This is a genomic window from Oleiphilus sp. HI0066 (assembly GCF_001635725.1).
This window is the reverse complement of sequence record NZ_LWFH01000918.1, coordinates 1-610: the sequence shown is the minus strand read 5'-3', so window position 1 is coordinate 610 and position 610 is coordinate 1. Positions and strand designations below refer to the sequence as shown.

Here is a 610-nt window from a genome sequence, read left to right as displayed (position 1 = left end):
TTTGAAATTTCTATAAAGTACCCATGTACACGGTTATAGCCGACTTTAAGTGTTGATATGCCAGTTTCTTCGCGTTCGCGTTCCTCTAGATCGATGAGAAACTGACCCGCATTTTCACTCATGTTTCGAAGTTCATCTAGCTCAGAATCAAAACCTTCTTTAATAACCCCACCATCACGAATGACAACCGGAGGATTATCAATTACGGCGCTATCGAGCAATTGAGCAAGTGACGGATGCTCTGAGATTCGAGATTTCAAGTCATCAAGTAAACCGGTGTTTAGGTTCTTAATAGCGACCTGCAATGCGGGTAAAACAAGAAGCGTATCTTTAAGGCGGGTAAGATCCCTTGGTCGTGCGGAACCAAGTGCTACCCGAGCCAGAATTCGTTCAATATCGCTGACATGCTTTAACTGATCAATAACAAGATCGAAGTGATAGTTATTAAGAAGCTCTCCAACTGCATCATGACGATGTTCGGCTACTATTTTCTGTTGTGTAGGCTGGTTCAACCAACGGCGCAGAAGACGGCTACCCATCGCAGTACTGCAATGATCTAATACCCAAGACAGCGTACTTGTCGATTCGCCTTGAGTTGTAGCATCTATCT

Annotated in this window: 1 pseudogene; it reads right to left on the bottom strand. The window is 43.9% G+C overall.

Annotated elements, in window-relative coordinates:
- Positions 1–610, bottom strand: a pseudogene (locus tag A3738_RS10630) (DNA mismatch repair protein MutS); the annotation flags it as partial.